At 45.4% G+C, this 21,621-nt stretch carries 19 protein-coding genes and 1 other annotated feature; of the genes, 16 read left to right on the top strand and 3 right to left on the bottom strand.

Going from position 1 to position 21,621, the window contains the following annotated elements; all coding sequences use genetic code 11:
- Positions 1-11: 11 nt before the first annotated feature.
- Positions 12-941 carry a PucR family transcriptional regulator gene (locus DXB91_RS14670; protein ID WP_118017926.1) on the bottom strand — a complete coding sequence of 310 codons (930 nt, stop codon included), beginning with the start codon at positions 939-941 and terminating at the stop codon, positions 12-14.
- Here DXB91_RS14670 and DXB91_RS14665 point away from each other — a divergent pair.
- The 3 genes from DXB91_RS14665 (at position 844) to DXB91_RS10530 (ending at position 2,303) form a co-directional block, all read left to right on the top strand.
- The gene (locus tag DXB91_RS14665) at positions 844-1,071 is read left to right on the top strand and encodes an iron-containing alcohol dehydrogenase (RefSeq protein ID WP_330416383.1); all 228 of its coding nucleotides are present in this window, start codon (positions 844-846) and stop codon (positions 1,069-1,071) included. The two genes, DXB91_RS14670 and DXB91_RS14665, sit on opposite strands and share 98 nt — an antisense overlap.
- Entirely contained in the window at positions 1,026-1,352 is a 327-nt protein-coding gene (locus DXB91_RS14660; protein ID WP_022216750.1) for an iron-containing alcohol dehydrogenase, read from the top strand. Before DXB91_RS14665 ends, DXB91_RS14660 begins: the two co-directional genes overlap by 46 nt.
- Before the next feature lie 279 nt (positions 1,353-1,631).
- Complete coding sequence (locus DXB91_RS10530) at positions 1,632-2,303, top strand: YoaK family protein (RefSeq protein WP_118017924.1); 672 nt, start codon at positions 1,632-1,634, stop codon at positions 2,301-2,303.
- Between the two features lie 147 nt (positions 2,304-2,450).
- Here the strand turns inward: DXB91_RS10530 and DXB91_RS10525 are convergent, their stop codons facing one another.
- Positions 2,451-3,923 carry a DUF1846 domain-containing protein gene (locus DXB91_RS10525; RefSeq protein WP_015534206.1) on the bottom strand — a complete coding sequence of 491 codons (1,473 nt, stop codon included), beginning with the start codon at positions 3,921-3,923 and terminating at the stop codon, positions 2,451-2,453.
- 287 nt (positions 3,924-4,210) lie between these two features.
- Between DXB91_RS10525 and DXB91_RS10520 the strand changes: the two genes are divergently transcribed.
- The 6 genes from DXB91_RS10520 (at position 4,211) to DXB91_RS10500 (ending at position 8,241) form a co-directional block, all read left to right on the top strand.
- Positions 4,211-4,687 carry a methylglyoxal synthase gene (locus DXB91_RS10520; protein ID WP_055147786.1) on the top strand — a complete coding sequence of 159 codons (477 nt, stop codon included), beginning with the start codon at positions 4,211-4,213 and terminating at the stop codon, positions 4,685-4,687.
- 169 nt (positions 4,688-4,856) lie between these two features.
- Positions 4,857-5,015, top strand: coding sequence for a hypothetical protein (locus DXB91_RS14155; protein WP_158564602.1), 159 nt, complete (start codon positions 4,857-4,859; stop codon positions 5,013-5,015).
- 132 nt (positions 5,016-5,147) lie between these two features.
- Complete coding sequence (locus tag DXB91_RS10515) at positions 5,148-6,083, top strand: DUF4097 family beta strand repeat-containing protein (protein WP_158564601.1); 936 nt, start codon at positions 5,148-5,150, stop codon at positions 6,081-6,083.
- A 26-nt stretch (positions 6,084-6,109) separates the two neighbouring features.
- Positions 6,110-6,640 (top strand): GNAT family N-acetyltransferase, encoded by a 531-nt coding sequence (locus DXB91_RS10510; protein WP_118017920.1) that lies wholly within the window; start codon positions 6,110-6,112, stop codon positions 6,638-6,640.
- A 289-nt stretch (positions 6,641-6,929) separates the two neighbouring features.
- Positions 6,930-7,466: a TIGR01440 family protein gene (locus DXB91_RS10505; RefSeq protein ID WP_118018059.1), complete on the top strand. Its 537-nt coding sequence runs from the start codon at positions 6,930-6,932 to the stop codon at positions 7,464-7,466.
- 28 nt (positions 7,467-7,494) lie between these two features.
- A complete protein-coding gene (locus DXB91_RS10500) occupies positions 7,495-8,241 on the top strand; it encodes an HAD family hydrolase (RefSeq protein ID WP_158564600.1) in 747 nt (248 codons plus the stop codon).
- 78 nt (positions 8,242-8,319) lie between these two features.
- Here the strand turns inward: DXB91_RS10500 and panD are convergent, their stop codons facing one another.
- Complete coding sequence (panD, locus tag DXB91_RS10495) at positions 8,320-8,706, bottom strand: aspartate 1-decarboxylase (RefSeq protein ID WP_015534201.1); 387 nt, start codon at positions 8,704-8,706, stop codon at positions 8,320-8,322.
- Between the two features lie 163 nt (positions 8,707-8,869).
- On the opposite strand from panD, the gene DXB91_RS10490 reads away from it, so the two are divergent.
- The 7 genes from DXB91_RS10490 to rpoC all read left to right on the top strand — a co-directional run bounded on the left by DXB91_RS10490 (position 8,870) and on the right by rpoC (position 21,467).
- A complete protein-coding gene (locus DXB91_RS10490) occupies positions 8,870-10,618 on the top strand; it encodes an alpha/beta hydrolase fold domain-containing protein (RefSeq protein ID WP_022216758.1) in 1,749 nt (582 codons plus the stop codon).
- A gap of 55 nt (positions 10,619-10,673) precedes the next feature.
- The gene (locus DXB91_RS10485; RefSeq protein WP_022216759.1) at positions 10,674-11,639 is read left to right on the top strand and encodes a glycoside hydrolase family 25 protein; all 966 of its coding nucleotides are present in this window, start codon (positions 10,674-10,676) and stop codon (positions 11,637-11,639) included.
- Between the two features lie 82 nt (positions 11,640-11,721).
- Complete coding sequence (locus tag DXB91_RS10480) at positions 11,722-12,255, top strand: N-acetylmuramoyl-L-alanine amidase family protein (RefSeq protein ID WP_015534198.1); 534 nt, start codon at positions 11,722-11,724, stop codon at positions 12,253-12,255.
- Positions 12,256-12,339: 84 nt separating this feature from the next.
- Positions 12,340-12,477: a sequence feature (ribosomal protein L10 leader region), on the top strand.
- A gap of 36 nt (positions 12,478-12,513) precedes the next feature.
- Positions 12,514-13,002 carry a 50S ribosomal protein L10 gene (gene rplJ, locus DXB91_RS10475; protein WP_015534197.1) on the top strand — a complete coding sequence of 163 codons (489 nt, stop codon included), beginning with the start codon at positions 12,514-12,516 and terminating at the stop codon, positions 13,000-13,002.
- Positions 13,003-13,168: 166 nt separating this feature from the next.
- Entirely contained in the window at positions 13,169-13,537 is a 369-nt protein-coding gene (gene rplL / locus DXB91_RS10470; protein WP_015534196.1) for a 50S ribosomal protein L7/L12, read from the top strand.
- 287 nt (positions 13,538-13,824) lie between these two features.
- The gene (rpoB, locus tag DXB91_RS10465) at positions 13,825-17,727 is read left to right on the top strand and encodes a DNA-directed RNA polymerase subunit beta (RefSeq protein ID WP_022216760.1); all 3,903 of its coding nucleotides are present in this window, start codon (positions 13,825-13,827) and stop codon (positions 17,725-17,727) included.
- Between the two features lie 17 nt (positions 17,728-17,744).
- Entirely contained in the window at positions 17,745-21,467 is a 3,723-nt protein-coding gene (rpoC, locus tag DXB91_RS10460) for a DNA-directed RNA polymerase subunit beta' (RefSeq protein WP_015534192.1), read from the top strand.
- The last annotated feature ends 154 nt before the right edge of the window (positions 21,468-21,621 follow it).

Below are 21,621 nucleotides of genomic sequence, written 5' to 3'. Positions count from 1 at the left end.
ATTGGAGAGAGTTATACTTTTCGTATCTCTCTGAGCTTATATGCAGCCATGAGCTGGAATCTGACCTCCGCATTGGAGAGATCATATTCCAGCTCTTCTTTTATTATCCGGAGCCTGTAATTTATCGTATTCCTGTGGCAGAACATTTTCTCAGAGATGTGCTGAACACTGCCGCTGCACTTAAGATATTCGTACAGAGTGTCCGTCAGAGCTGAGTGATGGGTTTTGTCGTACTCTATGACACCACCGAGCTGCTCTGCGATGTCACTGCATTTGTCTGCGATGGATCCGGAGGAAGGGCATCTCAGGATAACTGTCGGATTGCCATCATATACAAATGCATGGAAGACAAGATCTGTATTGTTGCAGACCTTCTGCAGGATATACATGAACTCATCTGTTGCTTCTGTACCGATGGACAGAACGTTGTAGCAGCCGTTGTTGAATCCGGAGCCTTTTATTGTGTCAGTCTGCTCGTCGGTCAGAGAATTCCCCATGAGGATATTCTGGAATGCTGCGGTCATGTTGCCGTCATCCCTGGAGTCTTCAAATATCCTGTTGTAGTAGTCGTGGGTTATATCAAATATCCTTGTGTCCCATGGCATGGTGAACAGCGGGAACGAATATAGGTGACACAGCCTGACGATCTCATCGGTTATGTCCTCCTCAAATATATATCTGCCGGTATTCAGAATAAGTCCGCAGGTTCCCCTCCGTTCAAGAATGTGGATGTGGATATATCCTCTGATATGTATACCCAGCTTACGATGTTCTCCATTCCCTTTCCGCCGGATATCAGGTTGAGGTTGTATTTTCGCTTGGGTCAGCGATACGGCACTTCCTATTCCTACAACCTGTGGAACAGGTTCAGAGGGAAATGGATTTGCGGTTCTCACCAATCCGGAAAATGGCGACAAGAAGTCACTCAGATGCAATGCCATCGTGGCAAAGGTATCCATCGTGGATCCGGATTGCATGAAGACCATGCCAAAGCATGTGCTTGCGGCAGTTGGATTTGATGCACTGTGCCACTGCATGGAGGCATACACATCAAAGATCTCGCAGCTCTGACACCGGTTATCATCGAGGCATCCTACAAGGGAGATCATTTCAAGTTTGCGAAGATCGCCAGAATATTTGGTGGTATCACGGCGGATGATCTGGCACCGAAGATCAGAACTCTTCTGAAGAATCTTGATCTGGATGTCAAGCTTTCAGATCTCGGAATCGAGGAGAAGGATATTCCTTGGATGGCTGAGAACTGTATGAAGGTTTCGGCAGCCAGCATAGCTAACAACCCTGTGGTATTCACACAGGAGGAGATCGCTGAGATATATAAGAAGGCAATGTAGATAAAATAATTTAAAATATTGATGAATCGCCAGGACATGCGAGAGTGTATCCTGGCGGTTTTTATGTTTGCGAATTATAGCGTTTGCAAATTTCTTCCAATTCTATAATATTTAAACAATCATATCAATTCTAGATAATTGATTTGTTTCGCTGGAATCATTCTGCTGTATGTCCACTTGTAAAAAAAGAATTTTGTGCTATCTTATTTAATTGAATTGCGATTTATTGGGCTGAGTGTGCCCTATCGATTCAATAAGGAGAGAAAAGAGACAAATACCATGCTAAGAAAGAAACATGAACTCAGACAGACATCCGAGACATTTCTGTTAAGTGCCATACTTGCACTGTCAGGAGGTTTTCAGGATGCATATACATACAATGCCAGAGATGAGGTGTTCTCCAACGCCCAGACAGGAAATGTGGTTCTCATGAGCCAGCATCTTATGATGGGAGATTTTAAGATTGCATTGAGATACCTTTTTCCGTTGATCGCATTTGCACTTGGCGTGCTGGTGGCGGAGAGGATAAGCCATAGATACAAGAATGCATCCCGCATACATTGGAGACAGATAGTTGTGCTGGTGGAGATCGTGATATTGTTTGCGGTTGGATTCATACCGGTGAGGTTCAATCTGCTCGCCACGATGCTTGTGTCATTTGCCTGCTCCATGCAGGTTCAGACTTTCAGAAAGGTAAATGGCTACGGCTATGCCAGCACGATGTGTATAGGAAATCTCCGAAGCGGAACGGAGAGTCTGTCGGTATACCTCAGGGACAAAGAGTCTGGGGCACTCAGAAAGGCCATGCACTATTATGGAATCATCATCATATTCGCACTTGGCGCCGGAGCTGGCGGCGTGTGCACGCTGCATCTGGGGTTCAAGTCGATCTGGATATCCAGTGCACTTCTTATGGTGGCACATCTCATGATGTATAAGGAGAAGAGATAACACACTGTTTTTATCTGGAGAGTAGCTGGATGTTCAAAATATCACAAAATTATCGCTAAACAGCAAAAAAGCGGCAGAAAGATACAATTTTAAATTATTTTGTATCTTTCTGCCGTTTATTCATAAAAATGCGAAAATATTATGCGCTTACATCCTACCCTCATACACCGCTTCGTTCGTGAACTCGATTCCAAGCTTCTTGAATGTGTTCATATCAACCGCCGACAGTATGGCAGATGTGTGAAGCTGGCATCCGGCAAGCTTTGGAAGCTGCTGCAGAGCAAGCTTGGCATTTGGATCTGATACTGCACACATGGACAGGGCGATGAGAACCTCGTCTGTGTGGAGTCTTGGATTCTTGCTGCCAAGGTACTGAGTCTTGAGCTTCTGTATAGGCTCGATAAATGTTCTTGAGATCAGGTGTGTCTTCTTGTCGATGCCGCCAAGTATCTTGATGGCATTCAGGAGGACTGCTGATGAAGGTCCGAGAAGGTCTGAGGTAGAACCTGTGACGATGGTTCCGTCTGGCAGCTCAAGTGCAGCGGCAGCAGAACCGGTCTCCTCGGCAAGCTTGTTAGCAACAGGGACAACGGCGCGGTCATCCACGGTGATCTTTGCCTGCTTCATGATGAGTTCTTGCTTGTAGACCTCATCCTTTGTAGCCTCGTCTCTGACAAATCTGTTCACGGACTGATAATATCTTCTGATGATCTCCTGCTTTGAAGCCTCCTGACAAGCCTCGTCGTCAACGATGCAGTTTCCTGCCATGTTGACACCCATGTCTGTAGGTGACTTGTATGGGCAGTGTCCGTAGATTCCCTCGAACATAGCCGCAAGGACAGGGTAGATCTCTATATCACGGTTGTAGTTGACTGTGGTCTCACCGTATGCTTCCAGATGGAACGGATCGATCATATTCACATCGTTGAGGTCGGCGGTTGCAGCCTCGTATGCCAGGTTTACAGGGTGCTTGAGAGGAATATTCCAGATAGGGAATGTCTCAAACTTTGCATAGCCAGCCTTCACACCGCGCTTATTCTCATGGTAGAGCTGGGAGAGGCATGTAGCCATCTTGCCGCTTCCAGGGCCAGGTGCTGTGACGATGACGAGAGGTCTGGTAGTCTCAACATACTCGTTCTTGCCGTATCCCTCATCGCTGACGATCTTTTCTACGTTGTTTGGATATCCGTCGATTGAATAGTGGTGGTAAACCTTGATCCCTATTGCTTCAAGCTTCTTCTGGAAAACATCCGCAGAAGACTGTCCAGCGTATCTGGTGATTACCACACTGCTCACATACAGTCCCTTTTCTTTGTATACGCCTATAAGTCTGATGACATCCTGATCGTAAGTGATGCCGAGGTCGTGTCTGATCTTGTTGCGCTCTATGTCGGCAGCATTTATAGATATGATCATCTCAGCCTGGTCTGCAAGCTGGAGAAGCATCTGAAGCTTACTGTCCGGAGCGAATCCTGGAAGGACTCTGGATGCGTGATAGTCGTCGAATAACTTTCCACCAAATTCCAGATACAGCTTGTCTCCGAACTGTCCGATCCTCTCTCTGATATGCTCAGACTGCATGGACAGATATTTGTCATTGTCAAAGCCAATTTTTCTCATCTTGTGAATCTCCTTAAACTATAATTGAACAGACATATGGTTTTGTCTGTGTATCTCTTTATGAAATAATGTAATAAGTAAGAATACTTAAATTTATAAAGCGTCCTATAAGAGAATACCACACAGATGGGAGAAAAAACAGAGGAAAGTTCGGCAAAATTGCAAATGTAATAATGCAGTAAATTTTTTCTGTATTATAGTGTTTTATATTGAAAATGATGGATGGATTGGGTAGAGTAAGGGTATGGGAGTATTGCTCGCAAATAGCAGGAACAGGAGGTACAGACATGAGTGCAGATTACATCACAATGACCATACCAAAGCAGAAAAGGATAGCTCTTATCGCCCATGATGCGAAGAAGGAAGAGCTCATCAGATGGTGCGAGGACAACAGGAACATACTGAGCCAGCATGAGTTGTGTGGAACGGGAACTACAGCCCGCATGATAACAGACAGGACAAATCTTCAGGTGAAGGGCTACAACAGCGGTCCGCTTGGAGGAGACCAGCAGATAGGTGCGAAGATTGTTGAGGGAAGGATAGATTTCGTGGTTTTCTTCTCGGATCCCCTGACCGCAGCTCCACACGATCCGGATGTGAAGGCTCTGCTCCGTATCGCTCAGGTGTACGACATACCGATGGCGAACAACAAAGCCACAGCGGACTTTATGATCCAGTCCAAGCTGATGGATGAGCCATACGACCATAAGGTCATCAACTTCCAGAAGAATATCGACAACAGGGCGAACACGCTGGGGAAATAATTGTATAGTGATAATGAAGTCTAAGAATCCACAGGATATCTGGCAAATGTCAGCCGACCTGTGGATTTTTTCTATTTTAGGCAGAGATAGTGGAGGGGCCTGGTTCCATCGGCGGTATAATTTTTCCGGAATGTTGTCAAAAAAATTATGTGAATAAAAGGAGAGGCTTATGAGAAGGATGAAACGATTTATGGCATTTGCACTGTCGGCGGCTATGATGCTGGCCACGGTGAATATGCCGGAAGTGACCGCCTGGGCACAGGATACCGGCAAGGTGACATATTATTCAACATGGAGTGCTGCAAAAAATACTGTGGTTAAGAAATAATGAACCACATGGCACTGGATATATAGAATTATAGAGTTACAACACGCGGATGTATTGCAGGATTTGCAATACATCCGTTTTGTATATATAATGGGGTGGATGTAAAACATATTTGTATTGAGGTAAATGCATTTGAAAGTTGCAAAATGGATCATGCGGGCCATAGTTGTTCTGGTGGTCGGAGTCATGCTGACTGCGGTGATCATATCCGCCGGGCTTGGAAGACAGGCGCGTATGACGATGAAAGAAGAAAAAAAGGCAAAAGCGAAAAGCTCTTACACAGAAAAAGAGATGACCATAACTGAGAAGTTCCGGGACATTAACATACAGGTGGCAGACGACATGGATGTGAAACTGGTGGAATCCGACGATGACAAATGTCACATCACATATTTTGATTCGCCCGACGTCGTACATTCCGTGACGGTGCAGGATGATGCGCTGGTCATGACCTGTGCCGACAACAGGATATTTGGCTCAGACATAGGCTTTGGAGACGATCCTTATGTCGTGGTGAGTATACCGGAGGGAGAGTATGGAGATATATCCATGACCTCGAAGACGGGAACTCTGGTGTCCAGTGTGCAGATATCCTGTGGGACATTTGAAGTAACTGAGGTGAATGGCGGAGCGTATCTGTCCAATATAACCGCAGAAAATGTAAATGTCGTCACAGATTCCGGTGAGGTCACCATGGCTTCTGTGGATGCGGACAGTGTGAAGGTGAATGGCAGCAGCGGTGACTTTTCGATAATGAACGTCCACGGCGACAATGTCATAATATCCGCGGGCAAGGGTTTGCTTGAGGGGTATAATATAAAGGCGGCAAAGGTTGGACAGTTCATGACATCTTCAGGAGATATAAATGTAGATGCGTGCGATGGACATATGCTCTGGTTTGCGACGGAGAGTGGTAACGTGGATATATCATTCTTGTCGGAGAAACGTTTCCTTGTGAACAGCAAGAGCGGAGAGGTGGACATACCTGAGTCCCATATGGAAAATGAAAACAAGTGCATTGTCGATACCACATCGGGAGATGTCCAGATAAAATATGTTGACAGATAGAACGACTGAGTTTGGAAGGTTATAATATGGAATTAAAATTTGTTGATATTGATAATTATAGAAAACAGGTAAAACACCTGTTCGTGACTGCGTTCCCAAGTGAAGAAAGACCTCCTATGTGGATGCTCACCAGAAGATGCAGACAGGGAAAGGCGAGGTTTCGTGCGGTTGTGGACTCGGGCAGATTTGTCGGACTGACATATGTGATAGGTGATGACAGGGTGAAAACGCTCATGTTCCTTGCGATAGATGAATCGGCAAGAGATGGTGGATACGGCTCTGCAATATTAAAAAGGGTGAGAGCAGAGTATCCGGATCAGAAGCTGTTTCTGAATATCGAGCCCCTTGATGAGAATGCGCCGAATTACGACCAGAGGTGCCGGAGAAAGGCGTTCTACGAGCGCAATGGCCTGTCCTGCCTGGATTACCAGGTCAGAGAAGCCGGTGTTACATATGAGATGATGACCTACGGAGAGTACGTGACACGGGACGAATACGAAAAGGTTATGAGAGTCATGTATGGCTCTCTTCTATATAAGATAATAAAGCGCATGTAAATGCAAATGTACAGGAAAGGAGATCTGTGACATGGCAAAGATGGTGAAGATAATAAAAAAGAAAGATGAATACTCAATGGAATATGAAGTGGACGATGTGCTCAAGGTGGACAGCACATGGTACGGCGGCGTGACTGTGCTCGGCAAGACCGGTGTGCCGGTGTCCATAGATAAGGATGAATATGAGGAGGTTCAGGATATTTCTGAGCCGGAGAAAGCTGAACCTACGAGCATTGAGGAAGGACTCAGACCTGCGGGACAGGGCGTTTCAACAGAAGCCTTTGACCATTTGAAGGAGATCGAAGATGAGGTCCGCGGCGCTGTGAAGGATCTTATTGCAGTTGCGGGACTTGAACCCGGCGATGCACTGGTGGTCGGCTGCTCATCCAGCGAAGTTGCAAATATGAGGATAGGCTCATTCTCCAGTGAGGAGATCGGCAAATGTATAGCGGGAGCAATACTCGATGAACTCAAAGACACAGGTGTCTACATGGCGGCGCAGTGCTGTGAACATCTGAACAGGGCAATAATAGTTGAGAAGGAATATGCAAAGGCGAACAGGATACCGATAGTCAATGTTGTGCCACAGCTCAAGGCGGGCGGTTCATTTGCCACAGCGGCATACGCAGATATGAAGGAGCCAGTGGCTATCGAGGCTATACAGGCACAGGCAGGCATTGATATAGGAGATACTCTCATAGGCATGCATCTTGCGCCGGTGGCCGTTCCGGTCAGATCTGAGCACAGCATGGTTGGAAGTGCACATGTGGTTATGGCGAGAACCCGTGCAAAATACATTGGCGGTGCGAGAGCCTGCTATCGCTAAAAAATATAGAATTACCCGGAGGTATGACGTGTACGACAATATTATATTTGACTTATATGGAACATTGATAGACATTCACACTGATGAGGAGGACATCGCTGTGTGGAAACATATGTGTGAGTTCTATGCGCAGCACGGAGTGAAATACAATCCGGCAGGACTCAGATCAAGGTACAAGAGACAGATCAGACGCGCAGAACAGGCCATGGCAAAGAAGAGGTTCAAATTCCCTGAGATACAGATACTTGAGGTATTTGAGCAGCTCACGTTGAAAAAAGATCAGACACCGTCCGATTGTGCAGAGCTGACAGTGGCTGCGGCTCAGGAGTTCCGCAAGGCGTCTACAGGATATATAAGACTGTATGACGGCGTGACGGATATGCTCGAACAGCTCAAGCAGGCCGGAAAGAAATTATACGTTCTGTCAAATGCACAGAGAGTTTTCACCTTCCCTGAGGTTCAGTCACTTGGCATAGAGGGATATTTTACAGATATATCGCTCTCTTCGGATTTCGGTGCAATGAAGCCGGATGCAGCGTTCTATCAGCAGCTCCTGGACAGAAATCATATCAATCCGAACAGATCCATAATGGTGGGAAATGACGCGGTATGTGATGTGCTGGCGGCGAAGCAGGTCGGACTCCACACCTGTTATGTACACTCCAATATATCCCCGGTGGATGATGCCGACAGAGACATAAAAGCAGACATAATTATGGATGAGGTAAATGTGCCGGAGATGTGCAGACTTATCCTTGAAGATGCCGACAGATAAGACCGGTCATATCCGAATATAAAAAAGAACTATTCGTCTTTAGTTAAAACGAATAGTTCTTTTTATTCTATATAGGATCTAGCTGAAAAGCTCTCCGTGCTTCTCGTAATCGGTAATACGTGAGATGGAGTTGTCATCATTTACAAATACGACCTTAGGCGTGTGCTCCTTTGCCTCCTCAGGTGTCATTGATGCGTAGCACATGAGAATGATGTGATCTCCGACCTGGACCTGACGGGCAGCAGCACCGTTGAGGCACATAACTCCTGATCCCGGCTCTCCGGCTATGGTGTATGTCTCGAAACGATTACCATTTTCTATGTCAACAATCTGTACTAATTCATACTCAAGGATTCCGGCGGCCTTTAAAAGCTCAGAATCTACAGTTATACTGCCGACGTAATTGAGCTCAGCCTGAGTTACAACTGCGCGGTGTATCTTACTCTTTAACATCGTAATATTCATAAGATTTGCCTTTCTATGCTGTATGCATCCTGTTTACCGCAATTATAATATCATAAATTGACAATATTGCAACAGTAAATAAAATCATTTCTTGATTATATTATTGACATGTGCAAAAATAACTGAAAGAGAGTTGTAGACCGGACATTTGGAAAGGTGGACAATGGAGAGTCAGAATTACTTAACTATTGCAATAGAAAAGATGGGGCACGTCATGCTTGATGACAGGCATATGAAAGCCTCTGACATATATAAAACAGCGGTTAAGCTTCACAAAAAAGAGGATTATAATCCGCCTTCTTATAATGAAGATAAGTTTAAGGTCAGATCGGTGTTTGAGAAGGGCGGACTGTGCTTTTATGTGATGCCTAAAGACGGCAGGGCGACGGAGTTCTTCATGTATATACACGGCGGAGGATTTGTGTCGAGGATAACACACAATGAATGGAAGTTTGTGTTCGACACGGTGGAGAGAACCGGCTATGGGGCGGTGGTTCCGATATACCCGCTTGCGCCGGAGCATTCGGTGACAGAGGCACTGGATATGCTTACGGGTGCGTATGACAAGCTGTGTGACTCGGAGGATGTCCAGCGTCTGGTGCTTCTCGGACATTCATCCGGAGGCTGTCTGGCGTTATCGCTTGCCATACAGTTGTGGAAGAAGGGCAGGAGAAGACCGGACAAGCTCATACTGTGCTCCCCGGTTCTTGACACGGAATTTGAGGACACGGAGCTTGAACAGAAGATGAGTGACAAGAGCCGTTTTATGTACAGATATTACTACACGCCGGGGATAAAGCATTTCCTCTCTGCTTACTGGGTGAAGGATGCGGCAGGCAGGACGGATATGACAAGTCCCGTGTATTACGACATAACGGATATATGCGATGAGATGGATATATTCACGACAAATGACGACATGCTCAACTGCTATGCCAGAAGGCTGTATGATAACGCGAGCAGGACGAATATGAAGGTGCATTACTATCAGTATTATGCGGTGACACACGATTATCTCGAGCATCCCCTCATACCGGAGTGCAAGACCATCATGAAGAAGATCGCCGGCTGCATCAAGGGAGATTCGGATTTTGTACCTGCTGACATAGAGAATGACATCTGGTGCAGGGCGATGATGGCGGAGCGTTATCCAAAGTTATATGAGGACAACGAGGCCATAAAGCTCACGGACAAATTAGGCATCGAGCATAAGAAGAGGAATGCCAGATACACATTTTACGACAGGACAGTCATGATGGAGAGGCTGGTTGCTGTGGACGAGAGGGTCCGAAACTTCATAAACAGATATGCGGACGGAATTATCGTCAATGTCGGATGCGAACTGGATACCATGTTTTCCCGTGTGGATAACGGCCGTATAAAGTGGTACAATGTTGATCTCCCGGAGCGCATAGATATAAGAAGAAAATACATGGAGATCCGGGACAGAGAGGTCAACATAGGAAGTTCAATATTTGATTACGAATGGCTTGATGAAGTGCAGAAGCCTCAGAATGTGGCGATCCTGTTTGTTGTATACGATATGATGAGATATTTTGACAAGGACAAGCTGAAGTTGTTCCTGGATGCGATATGGAAGAAGTATCCGGGGGCTGAGGTTGTATTTGATGCCAAGAATTCGGTTGCAAAACACAGATGGAACAGAAGCGTGTTCATGGGTAAAAACAAAGGAACGATGCTGCGGGTGAGCATAGATAACTGCACAAGTCTTATGTATGACTGGAACATCAAGTACAAGATACTCTGTGATGAACCGATACTCAGAGAAGCGGATCTTGAGAGAATGTTCTCACACAGTGAGGCGAGAAGGTTCAGACATGCCATAAAGAAGAAGTATGACAAGGTCATACATTTGCGGCTTGGCACGGAACATTTCCTTGATAATATGTAATCAGTGTATGCGGACTAAGGCGGACTAAGCTAAGAAGGAAGAGACAGGTAGAGATATGGACACACAACAGATAAAGAAATTTACCAGAAACTGGTGCATACTGGTTGGATCGGTATGTCTTATTGCTGGAATTGTTATAGGAATATTTATAGGAAGAGCGGGAGGATTTACCAACTCCAAGGCATCTCCGGGGCTTTCCTATGAATCGGGATATACGCTCGAGGATACGGAGATAACCAGTCTTATATATGACAATTACTGGAACTATATACCGACAGCGTACATCAATGTCGGAGAACTCGGCCCTGATGCGCTGCTGTACAAGATCAGCGACAAGGTGGAGAGAAACAATCTCGATGTTGAGAAGTTCTACACGGGCGACGATGGATATATGCATTACAGCGATGACAATATAAAGGACACACTGGTGGGTGTGGATCTGTCAACATTCCAGTCAGACATAGACTGGGAGACTCTGGCGAAGAACAAAGACATAGATTTTGTTATGCTCAGAGTGGGTTACAGAGGCTACACGCAGGGCGGACTGATGCTGGATTCAAGCTTTGAGGACAGCAAGGCGGCCGTCATCAAATACAAAATACCGACAGGGCTTTACTTCTTCACCCAGGCGATAACATATGACGAGGGTGTAGAGGAAGCGAATTTTGTCCTCAAACAGATAGGCAAGATGAACGTCAAGTATCCTATAGTTATCGACTCGGAGCTTATCGGCGACAGTGAGGCGAGAGGCGACAACGCATCGAATGATGAGAGAACGGATGGCATAGTCGGCTTCTGTGAGACGATAAAGGCGGCAGGCTACACGCCGATGATATATGCCAGCAGGAATATGTTCGCACAGTGCCTTGACATGGACAGACTCGGGGATTACGAGCTGTGGCTTGCACACTATGCAAATGTTCCTAATTTCCCATACAAATATACAGGATGGCAGTACACCGAGTCCGGAACCGTTGACGGTATATCCGGAGACGTGGATCTGGATCTCTGGTTCAAATAATAAACCTTGAATAAACGTGTTATCACAGCCCCGGTTGTTACATATTATAAATGGAATAAACAACCGGGGCTGGATGTTTTATATGGCAACAAAAATTATGATAGATGCCGGGCACGGCGGATATGACAACGGTGCATCGTATGAGGGCAGGCTTGAGAAAAACGATAACCTGAACCTGGCGCTGGCACTTGGGGATGAACTCACCCGCAGGGGATATGATGTGGTATACACCAGAACGGAGGATGTATACGATTCTCCGGTCCGCAAAGCACAGAAGGGAAATGAGAGCGGAGCAGATTATTTTATATCGCTTCACCGCAACTCTGCACCGGAGGCCAACAAGTACAGCGGAGTGCAGACCCTTGTCTACGATAAAAGCGGAGTGAAATACAATCTTGCACAGGAGATCAACAGCGAGCTTGAAAAGCTGGGCTTTCGAAATATAAATGTTGAGGAGAGGCCGGGGCTGGCGGTGCTGCGCCGGACTGAAATGCCCGCAGTGCTCATAGAAACAGGCTTTATCAACAACGATTACGACAATTACCTGTATGATTACAATTTTGAAGCCATAGCAGACGCAATAGCAAATGCTGTGGACGAGACGATCGGCGCGTGAGCGTGAGCCTGGCAATAAACGGATTTGAGTCAGGCCGGGTAAAAAATAAAAAAATTGTTGACATTGCATTTGCAGTGTGTTACATTAAGCAACGATGAACTGCCGAAGACAGTAGGTGCCCCAGGGCGTAAGATGTTATATCACCTACCGAGGAAAGATATCGTTATTGAATTAACAATCTACTCTCAGGTCTTAGGGCTTTGAGAGTTTTTTTATATCTTGGAATGTGCAGTCATTAGTAAAATAAGGAGGCGCATTATGGCAAAGGTAGAGTTAAAGAAGCCAATAGTAGAAGAGATCAAGGCAAATCTTGAAGGCGCTGCTACTGCAGTAGTTGTAGACTATCGTGGTCTTACAGTTGAGCAGGATACACAGCTCCGTAAGAATTTAAGAGAAGCTGGTGTTGTATACAAGGTATACAAGAACACAATGGTTAACTTCGCTATCGAGGGAACAGAGTTCGAAGGCCTTAAGGGTTGTTTAGAGGGACCAACTGGTCTTGCAATCTGCAAGGATGACGCTACAGCGGCTGCAAGAGTTCTTGCAGACTTCGCAAAGAATGCCCCAGCTCTTGAGCTTAAGGGCGGCGTTGTAGAAGGTACATTCTACGATGCAGAAGGAATCCAGGTTATTGCAAAGATCCCTTCAAGAGACGCGCTTATTTCCAAGTTCCTTGGAAGTATCCAGTCACCTATCGCAAACTTCGCTCGTGTTATCAAGCAGATCGCAGAGCAGAAGGAGGCTTAATATTAAGCCTGATAGAACATCTGATGTATATATCGGCACTGCCGGGATCATATGCTGTCAGATATTCAACTGTCTATATCATGGACAAAGGGTATCCGCATGATACGAGAATGATGTGTGGATGCATTACAAAATAACAAATTATATTATATGGAGGAAAAACATAATGACAACTCAGGAAATTATTGAAGTAATCAAAGGTTTATCAGTATTAGAGTTAAACGACTTAGTTAAGGCTTGTGAAGAGGAGTTCGGCGTATCAGCAGCAGCAGGTGTTGTAGTTGCAGCAGCAGGTGCAGACGGTGCAGCAGCAGCCGAGGAGAAGGATTCATTCAACGTAGAGCTTACAGAGGTTGGTCCTAACAAGGTTAAGGTTATCAAGGTTGTTCGTGAGCTTACAGGCTTAGGTCTTAAGGAAGCTAAGGACGCTGTAGATGGTGCTCCAAAGGTAATCAAGGAGGACGCTACTAAGGAAGAGGCTGAGGAAGCTAAGACAAAGCTCGAGGCTGAGGGCGCTAAGGTTACATTAAAGTAATTTGATCCTTATTTTATTATCAGACTTTATTCGGCCTGGCGGAGATGGATCTCATCCCGCCGGGCCGGTTTTTCTATACATCTTTTCTCAATTAATAAAAAAATCTAAAAAAATTCCAAAATATAGTTGACAAATATTGCATTTGCTGTTAGGATAGTAAACTGTCACTATTATGGCTTCGTGTGCATACGCATCATAATATGGTGATAAATGGCTTTAAAACACTTATTTAAACTAAGGTTTGTCTTAAAAAGCATAAAAATAAATTCCAAGGGGTGAATGTGTCGATGGAAAAGAACAGAATTAGTCCTGTCAAGTCTGGAAAAGGCTACAGAATGAGCTACGCTAAGCAGAAGGACGTCCTGGAGATGCCTAACTTCATAGAGGTTCAGAAGAATTCATACAACTGGTTCTTAACTGACGGTCTGAAGGAAGCATTCAGGGATATTTCTCCTATCACTGATTACTCTGGACAGTATAGTCTTGAGTTCGTAGATTTTCAGTTCTGTAAAGATGACTTGAAGTACAGTATCGAGGAATGCAAGGAGAGAGATGCAACATATGCGGCGCCTCTCAGAGTCAAGGTCAGACTCAGAGTCGGAGATGCTAAGGAGATGTCAGATCATGAGATATTCATGGGTGATCTTCCTCTTATGACAGAGACAGGAACATTCGTTATCAATGGTGCAGAGCGAGTTATAGTAAGCCAGTTAGTGCGTTCACCTGGTATTTACTATGATATAACACATGATAAGGTTGGTAAGAAGCTGTATGCATGTACAGTAATTCCTAACAGAGGTGCATGGCTGGAGTATGAGACAGATTCCAACGATGTATTCTATGTTCGTGTGGATAGAACCAGAAAGGTACCTGTGACTGTTCTTATCCGTGCACTTGGTCTTGGAACAGATCAGGAGATCATAGATTTATTTGGCGAGGAGCCAAAGATCATGGAGAGTCTTAACAAGGATCCTGCAAAGTCATATGCAGAGGGCGTGGTAGAGCTTTACAAGAAGATCAGACCGGACGAGCCTTCAGTAGTTGAGAATGCAGAGAGCCTTATTAATGCTATGTTCTTTGATGCGAGAAGATACGATCTTGCAAAGGTTGGACGTTACAAGTTCAACAAGAAGCTCGCTCTCAAGGCTCGTATAGCAGGACATGTCCTTGCTGAGGATGCTATCGATCCTAGCACAGGAGAGGTTATCGCTGAAGCTGGAACAACAGTATCAGAGGAGCTTGCAGACACAATTCAGGATGCAGCAGTTCCTTATGTTATGATCCAGACAGAGGAGAGAAACGTTAAGGTTCTTTCTAATATGATGGTCAACATTGCCAACTATGTGGATTTTGATCCTGCTGAGCTTGGCATTGTGGAGAGAGTATATTATCCGGTTCTCGAGGGACTCCTCGAGGAGTATGGCGATGATACAGAGAAGCTCAAGGCTGCCATAGAGAGAGACATGTCAGACCTCGTACCAAAGCATATTACAAAGGAAGACATATTTGCTTCCATAAATTACAACATTCACCTCGAGTATGGCATTGGTAATGACGATGACATCGACCATCTGGGCAACAGACGTATCAGAGCGGTTGGAGAGCTTCTTCAGAACCAGTATAGAATCGGTCTTTCAAGACTTGAGAGAGTTGTAAGAGAGAGAATGACAACACAGGATGCTGAGTCTATCACACCTCAGTCCCTCATCAATATCAAGCCTGTAACGGCTGCTGTTAAGGAGTTCTTCGGAAGTTCACAGTTGTCACAGTTTATGGATCAGAATAACCCTCTGTCAGAGCTGACTCATAAGAGAAGACTTTCAGCCCTTGGTCCTGGTGGACTTTCACGAGACAGAGCCGGATTCGAGGTCCGAGATGTACACTATACACATTACGGTAGAATGTGTCCTATCGAGACCCCTGAGGGTCCTAACATCGGACTTATCAACTCACTGGCTACATATGCGCGTATCAACGAGTATGGTTTCGTTGAGGCTCCATATAGAAAGCTTGATAAGACAGATCCTTCTAACCCTGTTGTTACAGATGAGGTTGTTTACCTTACAGCAGACGAGGAGGACAGATACAGAGTAGTACAGGCTAATGAGCCTATAGATGAGAATGGACACTTTGTCAAGAACAATGTATCAGGAAGATTCAGAGCTGATACAACCGAGTTCCCTAAGTCAAAGGTTGATCTCATGGATGTATCACCTAAGATGGTATTCTCAGTTGCTACATCGATGATTCCATTCCTTCAGAACGATGATGCTAACCGTGCCCTCATGGGATCAAACATGCAGCGTCAGGCGGTTCCTCTTATGATGACAGAGTCAGCAGTGGTTGGAACAGGTATGGAGGCAAAGGCTGCTGTAGATTCAGGTGTCTGCGTCGTTGCCAAGAGAGATGGTGTTGTAGAATATTCAAACAGCACAGAGGTCTGTGTAAGAGCAGATGAGGATGGAACAAAGGATGTATATCACATCATCAAGTTTGCACGAAGCAACCAGGGTAACTGTATGAACCAGAGACCTATCGTGTTCAAGGGTGACCACGTAAAGGCTGGAGAGGTTATCGCAGATGGCCCTTCAACATCTGGCGGAGAGATCGCACTTGGTAAGAACCCACTGATCGGTTTCATGACATGGGAAGGTTACAACTACGAGGATGCGGTTCTTCTCAGCGAGAGACTTGTACAGGATGATGTATACACATCAATTCATATAGAGAAATACGAGTGTGAGGCTCGTGATACCAAGCTTGGTAAGGAGGAGATCACAAGAGATCTTGCAGGTCTGTCAAATGATGTCCTCAAGGATCTTGATGAGAATGGTATCATCAGAATCGGCGCAGAGGTTCGTGCCGGTGATATCCTCGTTGGAAAGGTTACTCCAAAGGGAGAGACTGAGCTGACAGCAGAGGAGAGACTTCTTCGTGCCATCTTCGGTGAGAAGGCAAGAGAGGTAAGAGATACATCACTGAAGGTTCCACACGGAGCATTCGGTATTGTTATAGATGCAAAGGTATTTACACGTGCTGATGGAGACGATCTTCCGGCAGGCGTAGACAAGAAGGTCAGAGTATATATAGCACAGAAGAGAAAGATCCAGGTCGGAGATAAGATGGCTGGTCGTCATGGTAACAAGGGTGTAGTTTCACGAGTGCTCCCTGTTGAGGATATGCCATTCCTTCCAAACGGACGTCCTCTTGATATCGTGCTTAACCCACTGGGCGTTCCTTCACGAATGAACATCGGACAGGTCCTCGAGATCCATCTCGGACTTGCTTCACAGGTTCTTGGATTCAAGGTATCCACTCCTGTATTCAATGGTGCTACAGAGTTTGACATCATGGATACACTGGAGATGGCCAATGACTATGCAAATGGTACATGGGAAGACTTCGAGGCTAAGTACAAGGATACAGTAAAGCCTGAGGTTATGGATTACCTCTACACGAACAGAGACCACAGAGCAGAGTGGAAGGGCGTGCCTATCAACAGAACAGGTAAGGTTCAGCTCCGTGATGGTAGAACAGGTGAGAACTTTGATGCCCCTGTAACTATCGGTTACATGCATTACCTCAAGCTGCACCATCTGGTTGATGATAAGATCCATGCTCGTTCAACCGGTCCGTACTCACTGGTAACACAGCAGCCACTGGGTGGTAAAGCTCAGTTTGGTGGACAGCGTTTCGGAGAGATGGAGGTTTGGGCTCTTGAGGCTTATGGTGCTTCATACACACTGCAGGAGATTCTGACAGTTAAGTCTGATGATGTTGTAGGACGTGTTAAGACATATGAGGCTATTATCAAGGGCGACAATATACCAGCACCTGGTGTGCCTGAGTCATTCAAGGTACTTCTCAAGGAGTTCCAGGCTCTCGGACTTGATGTAAGAGTCGTAAGAGAGGAAGAGGACGAGGAAGGCAACAAGAAGATGGTTGAAGTTGATCTCAGCGAGACCATGGAAGCTTATGATTACAACACAAGTATCAAGAGACTTCTCAGCGACAGATCATCAGACAGAGACGATGATATGGATGAGAGCGATGCACCTGAGGTGTTCAGAGGCGATGACGCAGATGAGCTTCAGGCAAGCGGATTCTCAGAGGTTGATGAGAACGGCGATATAAGTGATATGGAAGACCTCGGCGATTCAGATTATATGGATAATAATGAGGAAGAATAAGAAAGGAGCTTTGTAAGATGCCAGAATACAATGTAGACAATGCAGAACAGGAAAAGTCATTGAACTTTGACGCAATAAAAATCGGACTTGCATCTCCTGAAAAGATAAGAGAATGGTCACATGGTGAGGTAAAGCGCCCTGAGACTATCAACTATAGAACACTTAAGCCTGAGAAGGACGGTCTGTTCTGTGAGAGAATATTTGGACCACAGAAGGACTGGGAGTGTAATTGTGGTAAGTACAAGAAGATCAGATTCAAGGGAATCGTGTGTGATAAGTGTGGAGTTGAGGTAACAAAGTCCAACGTTCGTAGAGAGCGTATGGGACATATTGAGCTCGCTGCTCCCGTATCACATATATGGTACTTCAAGGGAATCCCTAGCCGTATGGGACTGATCCTTGATATATCACCAAGAGTGCTTGAGAAGGTACTGTACTTCTCATCATATATAGTAACAGATCCAAAGGATACTCCGCTTGCTTACAAGCAGATCCTCAACGAGCAGGAGTTCAGAGAGGCAGAGAAGGAGTATGGTTACGGTTCATTCGTTGCAGAGATGGGCGCAGAGGCTATACAGAAGCTTCTCAAGGCAATAGACCTTGATGCCGAGAGCGCAGAGCTTAAGAAAGAGCTTGAGACATGCAGCGGCCAGAAGCGTACAAGGATCATCAAGAGACTTGAGGTAATGGAGGCATTCAGAACATCAGAGAACAGACCTGAGTGGATGATCATGAATGTAATACCTGTTATCCCACCAGATATCAGACCTATGGTACAGCTTGAAGGTGGAAGATTTGCAACATCAGACCTCAACGATCTGTACAGAAGAATCATCAACAGAAATAATCGTCTCCGCAGACTCCTTGATCTCGGTGCTCCTGAGATCATCGTGAGAAATGAGAAGAGAATGCTTCAGGAGGCAGTTGATGCACTTATAGATAACGGTAGACGTGGACGTGCGGTAACAGGCCCTGGTAACAGAGCACTGAAGTCACTTTCAGAGATGCTGAAAGGTAAGCAGGGACGTTTCCGTCAGAACCTTCTTGGTAAGCGAGTTGACTACTCAGGACGTTCAGTTATCGTAGTTGGACCAGAGCTTAAGATTTACCAGTGCGGTCTCCCTAAGGAGATGGCTATCGAGCTGTTCAAGCCATTTGTTATGAAGGAGCTTACAGCTACAGGTAAGGCAAACAATATCAAGCAGGCAAAGAAGATGGTAGAGAAGCTTGAGCCACAGGTTTGGGACATTCTTGAGGATGTCATCAAGGAGCATCCGGTTATGCTTAACCGTGCCCCTACACTTCACAGACTTGGAATCCAGGCATTTGAGCCAGTGCTTGTAGGCGGTAAGGCTATAAAGCTTCACCCACTCGTATGTACAGCCTTCAATGCCGATTTCGATGGAGACCAGATGGCTGTCCATCTTCCACTTACAGTAGAGGCACAGGCTGAGTGTAGATTCCTTCTGCTTTCACCTAACAACCTGCTGAAGCCATCAGATGGTGCGCCTGTTGCCGTTCCTTCACAGGATATGGTACTTGGTATCTACTATCTGACAATGGAAAAGGAAGGCGAGATCGGAGAGGGAAGATATTTTAAGTCCAAGAATGAGGCAATACTTGCATATGAGAATGGTGGAATTACACTTCACACCAAGATCCATGTAAGAAGAACCGGTGAGTTCGAGGGCGAGGAAGTTACAGGTGTTATCGATACAACACTTGGAAAGCTCCTCTTCAATGAGATCATTCCACAGGATCTCGGATATGTAGACAGAACTGTTCGTGAGAACGCTCTGAAGCTTGAGATAGATTTCCATGTAGGAAAGAAGCAGCTCAAGCCAATCCTTGACAAGTGTATCAATACACACGGTGCAACAAAGACTGCAGAGGTTCTTGATGATGTCAAGGCAATAGGATATAAGTATTCAACAAGAAGTGCTATATCAGTATCTATTTCAGATATGAAGGTGCCTGATGAGAAGAAGGATATCCTTGAGGATGCACAGAAGCTCGTTGACCAAATCACCAAGAAGTTCAGACGTGGTCTTGTATCAGACGAGGAGAGATATCAGGCAGTAGTTAAGATCTGGGAGAAGGCAGATAAGCATCTGCAGGATCTCCTGTTCGCAGGTCTTGATAAATATAACAATATATTCATGATGGCTGATTCTGGAGCCCGTGGTTCTAATCAGCAGATCAAGCAGCTTGCAGGTATGCGAGGACTGATGGCAGATACAACAGGTAAGACCATTGAGCTCCCAATCAAGTCTAACTTCCGAGAGGGACTTGACGTTCTGGAGTATTTCATTTCGGCGCATGGTGCTCGTAAGGGTCTGTCAGATACAGCTCTTCGTACAGCCGATTCAGGATACCTGACAAGACGACTTGTAGATGTATCACAGGATCTTATAATCAGAGAGCCTGATTGTAGTATAGGAAGAGATTCAATTCCGGGTATGGTCATTGAGGCCTTCAGAGAGGGCAAGGAAATGATCGAGGAGTTTCAGGAGAGAATCACAGGACGTTACCTTGCAGAGTCTGTATATGATGCAGAGGGCAACATGCTTGTCAAGATAAATCATATGGTAACTCCTAAGAGAGCTGAGCTCATTGTTAAGAAGGGTGTCGATGCCAACGGCGTTCCATTCACCGTTAAGGATGACGATGGAAACGAAGTTGTAAGATCAGATGCAAAGCTTAAGATCAGAACAGTCCTCACATGTAAGTCACACCTCGGTGTGTGCGCAAAGTGCTACGGTGCGAACATGGCAACAGGAATGCCTGTACAGGTTGGTGAGTCAGTTGGAATTATCGCTGCACAGTCAATCGGTGAGCCTGGTACACAGCTTACAATGAGAACATTCCATACAGGTGGTGTTGCCGGTGGCGATATCACACAGGGTCTTCCAAGAGTTGAGGAGCTTTTCGAGGCCAGAAAGCCAAAGGGACTTGCGATCATTGCAGAGTTTGGCGGAAAGGTACAGCTCCGTGACAACAAGAAGAAGAGAGAGGTTGTCATAACAAACGATGAGACAGGTGAGTCAAAGGCATATCTTATTCCTTATGGTTCACGTATCAGAGTTCTTGATGACCAGGTACTTGAGGCTGGTGATGAGCTTACAGAGGGATCAGTTAATCCACATGATATCCTTAAGATAAAGGGTGTTCGTGCAGTTCAGGATTACATGCTCCGTGAGGTTCAGAAGGTTTACAGACTTCAGGGTGTTGATATCAATGATAAGCACATTGAGATCATCGTAAGACAGATGCTTAAGAAGATCATAATTGATGAGCCGGGAGATTCAGATTATCTTCCAGGAACACAGGCAGATCTGCTTGAGTTTGAAGATACAAATGAGAAGCTTATCGCAGAGGGCAAGGAGCCTGCAACTGGAACACAGATAATGCTTGGTATAACAAAGGCATCACTTGCAACTGATTCATTTATGTCGGCTGCATCATTCCAGGAGACAACAAAGGTTCTTACAGATGCTGCGATCAAGAGTAAGGTTGATCCACTTATCGGACTTAAGGAAAACGTTATCATCGGAAAGCTTATACCTGCTGGTACAGGAATGAAGAGATATCGTTCAGTAAAGCTTGACACTGATATGGAAGAGCTTAACTTCTTTGATGAAGATGAGGATACAGATGATTACGAAGAGTTAGAGAATGTAAATTCAGAGGAGATCGTATTTGAGACCCTTGATACAGCCGGAGATGCTGACGAAGAGTAATCACTCATTTGATTGGATGTATATAAAAAAGTAGTGGCTGCGAAGCTGCTCGACATGAAGGATATAAGGGGAATCCGGGATATGTCAATTTCTCATAAAGGTATTCAGATATACCTGTGAGAAATAGAATATGCCGGATTTCTTTTTGGAAATA

The sequence above is a fragment of the Coprococcus sp. OM06-34AC genome, assembly GCF_003462545.1.
GTDB lineage: Bacteria > Bacillota > Clostridia > Lachnospirales > Lachnospiraceae > Coprococcus > Coprococcus aceti.
This window is presented reverse-complemented; position numbering and strand designations above follow the sequence as displayed.

What these genes read in the sequence shown, in the direction of transcription:
- DXB91_RS10490 (WP_022216758.1), top strand. Translation starts at nt 8,870, where the DNA reads ATGGAGAGTCAGAATTACTTAACTATTGCAATAGAAAAGATGGGGCAC.
- DXB91_RS14670 (WP_118017926.1), bottom strand. Translation starts at nt 941, where the DNA reads ATGGCATTGCATCTGAGTGACTTCTTGTCGCCATTTTCCGGATTGGTG.
- DXB91_RS14155 (WP_158564602.1), top strand. Translation starts at nt 4,857, where the DNA reads ATGAGAAGGATGAAACGATTTATGGCATTTGCACTGTCGGCGGCTATG.
- rplJ (WP_015534197.1), top strand. Translation starts at nt 12,514, where the DNA reads ATGGCAAAGGTAGAGTTAAAGAAGCCAATAGTAGAAGAGATCAAGGCA.
- rplL (WP_015534196.1), top strand. Translation starts at nt 13,169, where the DNA reads ATGACAACTCAGGAAATTATTGAAGTAATCAAAGGTTTATCAGTATTA.
- DXB91_RS10485 (WP_022216759.1), top strand. Translation starts at nt 10,674, where the DNA reads ATGGACACACAACAGATAAAGAAATTTACCAGAAACTGGTGCATACTG.
- rpoB (WP_022216760.1), top strand. Translation starts at nt 13,825, where the DNA reads ATGGAAAAGAACAGAATTAGTCCTGTCAAGTCTGGAAAAGGCTACAGA.
- DXB91_RS10530 (WP_118017924.1), top strand. Translation starts at nt 1,632, where the DNA reads ATGCTAAGAAAGAAACATGAACTCAGACAGACATCCGAGACATTTCTG.
- DXB91_RS10520 (WP_055147786.1), top strand. Translation starts at nt 4,211, where the DNA reads ATGAGTGCAGATTACATCACAATGACCATACCAAAGCAGAAAAGGATA.
- DXB91_RS10480 (WP_015534198.1), top strand. Translation starts at nt 11,722, where the DNA reads ATGGCAACAAAAATTATGATAGATGCCGGGCACGGCGGATATGACAAC.
- panD (WP_015534201.1), bottom strand. Translation starts at nt 8,706, where the DNA reads ATGAATATTACGATGTTAAAGAGTAAGATACACCGCGCAGTTGTAACT.
- DXB91_RS10510 (WP_118017920.1), top strand. Translation starts at nt 6,110, where the DNA reads ATGGAATTAAAATTTGTTGATATTGATAATTATAGAAAACAGGTAAAA.
- rpoC (WP_015534192.1), top strand. Translation starts at nt 17,745, where the DNA reads ATGCCAGAATACAATGTAGACAATGCAGAACAGGAAAAGTCATTGAAC.
- DXB91_RS10525 (WP_015534206.1), bottom strand. Translation starts at nt 3,923, where the DNA reads ATGAGAAAAATTGGCTTTGACAATGACAAATATCTGTCCATGCAGTCT.